We start from the raw sequence: 4,036 nt of genomic DNA on the forward strand, positions 1-4,036 counted from the left end.
GCTGGCGCCTGGTGCTCGGCGGCGAGGCCGACGGCACCGGCTGCACCCTGCGCGGCCGCGACGCCGCGATGGACGGCGCGCTCGCCGCGCTCTACCGGGCCGCCCCCGACGAGGCCGCCCGGCCCGGCCGAGGGGGCCGCCGCAGCGCGGGGCTCGGCGGCTCGGCCCCGCAGGTGGCCCGCTGGCTCGGCGACATCCGCAGCTACTTCCCCTCCACCGTCGTGCAGTTGATGCAGCAGGACGCGATCACCCGGCTCGGCCTGGAGCGGCTCCTGCTGGAGCCCGAGATGCTCGCCGCCGTCGAGCCGGACGTCCACCTCGTCGGCACCCTGCTCTCGCTCAAGCACGCCCTGCCGGAGACCACCAGGGAGACCGCCCGCGCCGTCGTCGGCCGGGTCGTGGCCGACCTGGAGCGCCGGCTCGCCGACCGGACCAGGGCCACCCTGGGCGGCGCCCTCGACCGCAGCGCCCGGGTGCACCGGCCGCGCCACCGCGACATCGACTGGGACCGCACCGTCCGGGCCAACCTGAAGAACTACCTGCCCGAGCACGGCACCGTCGTCCCCGAGCGGCTGGTCGGCTTCGCCCGCGCCGGGCGCGCGGTCCGCAAGGACGTCATCCTCTGCGTCGACCAGTCGGGCTCGATGGCGGCCTCGGTCGTCCACTCGGCGGTCTTCGGTGCCGTCCTCGCCTCGATGCGCACGCTCGACACCCGGCTGGTCGTCTTCGACACCTCGGTGGTCGACCTGACCGAGCAGCTCACCGACCCGATCGACGTCCTGTTCGCCACCCAGCTGGGCGGCGGCACCGACATCAACCGCGCCCTCGCCTACTGCCAGTCGAAGATCACCCGCCCGGCCGAGACGGTCGTGGTCCTGATCAGCGACCTCTACGAGGGCGGGGTCCGGGACGAGATGCTCCGGCGGGTCGCCGCGATGAAGGCGGCGGGCGTCCAGTTCGTGGCGCTGCTCGCGCTGTCCGACGAGGGCGCCCCCTCCTACGACCACGACAACGCCGCCGCCCTGGCCGCACTCGGCGCGCCGGCGTTCGCCTGCACCCCCGACGCCTTCCCGGAGATCATGGCTGCGGCGATCGAGAAGCGGCCGATCCCGCGGCACCTGGCCGAGGGGGCCGTCCAGGGGGCCTGACCAGGCGGTGCGCGGATTCACCCGGACGTGCGAATCCACCCGACCGGCGGACCGGGCGTCCGTCGTGCCGCTTTAGGCTGTCTGTGACGGTTCTCACCAAAGACGGGCCGGTCCCGGGCGAAAGAGTCCCGTCCCACGGGGATAACCTGCCAGACGGACGTGACGCGCGTGTTGATTGACGTGTGCGCCCGTGGCTGTGTGGGCCGCAAGGCCGTACCTCTGCGTACCCGCACCGCCCCGACGACCCGCAGCGAAGATCCTGCCGTGGCACGCTCGTAGAGACACAATCCGCGACCACGAACAAGGACAAACACGTGGACCTGTTCGAGTACCAGGCGAGGGACCTCTTCGCCAAGCACGGCGTGCCCGTGCTTGACGGCGACGTCATCGAGACCCCCGAAGCGGCTCGCGCCATCGCCGAGCGCTTCGGCGGCCGCGCCGTCGTCAAGGCTCAGGTGAAGGTGGGTGGCCGTGGCAAGGCCGGTGGCGTGAAGCTCGCCGCCGACCCGGCCGACGCCGTCGCCAAGGCCGAGCAGATCCTCGGCATGGACATCAAGGGCCACACCGTTCACAAGGTGATGCTCGCCCAGACCGCCGACATCAAGGACGAGTACTACGTCTCGTTCCTGCTGGACCGCACCAACCGCACCTTCCTGGCCATGGCCAGCGTCGAGGGCGGCGTGGAGATCGAGGTCGTCGCCGAGGAGAACCCCGACGCGCTCGCCAAGATCCCGGTCGACGCCAACGAGGGCTGCACCCCGGAGAAGGCTGCCGAGATCGTCGCCGCGGCGAAGTTCCCGGCCGAGGTCGCCGACCAGGTCGCCGAGGTCCTGCAGAAGCTGTGGACCGTCTTCATCAAGGAGGACGCCCTCCTCGTCGAGGTCAACCCGCTGATCAAGTCCGGTGACGGCAAGATCATCGCGCTCGACGGCAAGGTCTCCCTGGACGAGAACGCCGAGTTCCGCCAGCCCGAGCACGAGGCCCTGGAGGACAAGGCCGCGGCCAACCCGCTGGAGGCCGCCGCCAAGGCCAAGGGCCTGAACTACGTCAAGCTCGACGGCCAGGTCGGCATCATCGGCAACGGCGCGGGCCTCGTCATGAGCACCCTCGACGTGGTCGCCTACGCCGGTGAGAAGCACGGCGGCGTCAAGCCCGCCAACTTCCTCGACATCGGTGGCGGCGCGTCCGCCGAGGTCATGGCGAACGGCCTGGAGATCATCCTGGGCGACACCGACGTCAAGTCGGTCTTCGTCAACGTCTTCGGCGGTATCACCGCGTGCGACGCGGTCGCCAACGGCATCGTGCAGGCCCTCGCGCTCCTGGAGAGCAAGGGCGAGGCCGTCACCAAGCCGCTCGTCGTCCGCCTGGACGGCAACAACGCCGAGCTGGGTCGCAAGATCCTGACCGACGCCAACCACCCGCTGGTCCAGCAGGTGGACACCATGGACGGCGCCGCCGACCGCGCCGCCGAGCTGGCCAACAAGTAAGGAAGGGGACTCTCACACCATGGCTATCTTCCTTACCAAGGACAGCAAGGTCATCGTCCAGGGCATGACCGGCGCCGAGGGCATGAAGCACACCCGCCGCATGCTCGCCTCCGGCACCCAGATCGTCGGCGGTGTCAACCCGCGCAAGGCCGGCACCACGGTCGACGTCGACGGCACCGAGATCCCGGTCTTCGGCTCCGTCGCCGAGGCCATGAAGGAGACCGGCGCCGACGTCTCGGTCCTCTTCGTCCCGCCGGCCTTCACCAAGGCCGCCGTGGTCGAGGCCATCGACGCCGAGATCGGCCTGGCCGTCGTCATCACCGAGGGCGTCCCGGTGCACGACACCGCCGCCTTCTGGGCCTACGCCGGTTCCAAGGGCAACAAGACCCGGATCATCGGCCCGAACTGCCCCGGCCTGATCAGCCCCGGACAGTCGAACGCCGGCATCATCCCGGCCGACATCACCAGCTCCGGCAAGATCGGTCTGGTCTCGAAGTCGGGCACCCTGACCTACCAGCTCATGTACGAGCTGCGCGACATCGGCTTCTCCTCGGCCGTGGGCATCGGCGGTGACCCGGTCATCGGCACCACCCACATCGACGCCCTCAAGGCGTTCCAGGAGGACCCGGAGACCGAGCTCATCGTCATGATCGGTGAGATCGGCGGCGACGCCGAGGAGCGTGCCGCGGCCTACATCGCCGAGCACGTCACCAAGCCGGTCGTCGGCTACGTCGCGGGCTTCACCGCCCCCGAGGGCAAGACCATGGGCCACGCCGGCGCCATCGTCTCGGGCTCCTCGGGCACCGCCCAGGCCAAGAAGGAGGCCCTCGAGGCCGCCGGTGTCAAGGTCGGCAAGACGCCGTCCGAGACCGCCCGCCTGGCGCGCGAGATCATCGCCGGCTGACCCCAGCCCGGCTGACGAGTGCCCCCGTCCGGTTCTCCGGGCGGGGGCACTCGGCGTTTCCCGCGTTCCGTCAGCGCGCCGGGGTGCAGGGCAGCGGCGCCCAGTGGGCGCACTTCGGCGGGCCCTGCGGCGGCGGGGCCTCCGCCCCCTTGGCCGTCGCCGGCAGCTCCCACAGCGCGATCGCGCGCGGCGGCGGGTCCACCACCACCGCCTCCAGCCCCGGCGTCGGGCTGCACCACAGGCTGCTGATCCCGCCGGGCGCCGCGCCCGGCGCCACCGGCACCCCGGGCTCGTCCGCGTCCGGGGCCTGGACGCACACGGACGGCGCCGGCGGTTCCGGCTCCCGGAACAGCGCCGCCGGCCGCCCGCCCGCCAGCGTCATCATCGCCGCGCCGCCCACCGACGCCGTCAGCAGCGCCGCCGCGCCCGTCAGCACCACGCTCCGCAGCCCGTGCCGGGCCCGCAGCACCGGCACCGCGGGCCGGTGCGGCTCCGGG

At 72.0% G+C, this 4,036-nt stretch carries 3 protein-coding genes and 1 pseudogene; 3 read left to right on the forward strand and 1 reads right to left on the reverse strand.

What is annotated here, in order from left to right:
* The 3 genes from AB0O00_RS31435 to sucD all read left to right on the forward strand — a co-directional run.
* On the forward strand, positions 1 to 1,148 hold a 1,148-nt coding region (locus AB0O00_RS31435), incomplete at its 5' end, for a VWA domain-containing protein (protein WP_363657551.1).
* Between the two features lie 314 nt (positions 1,149 to 1,462).
* Positions 1,463 to 2,635, forward strand: coding sequence for an ADP-forming succinate--CoA ligase subunit beta (gene sucC / locus AB0O00_RS31440; RefSeq protein ID WP_363657553.1), 1,173 nt, complete (start codon positions 1,463 to 1,465; stop codon positions 2,633 to 2,635).
* A 19-nt stretch (positions 2,636 to 2,654) separates the two neighbouring features.
* Positions 2,655 to 3,539, forward strand: a complete 885-nt coding sequence (gene sucD / locus AB0O00_RS31445; protein WP_363657555.1) for a succinate--CoA ligase subunit alpha — start codon at positions 2,655 to 2,657, stop codon at positions 3,537 to 3,539.
* 70 nt (positions 3,540 to 3,609) lie between these two features.
* On the opposite strand, the pseudogene AB0O00_RS31450 reads toward sucD, so the two are convergent.
* Positions 3,610 to 4,036, reverse strand: a pseudogene (locus AB0O00_RS31450) (hypothetical protein); the annotation flags it as partial.

This window comes from Kitasatospora sp. NPDC093558 (genome assembly GCF_040683475.1).
Lineage (GTDB): Bacteria > Actinomycetota > Actinomycetes > Streptomycetales > Streptomycetaceae > Kitasatospora.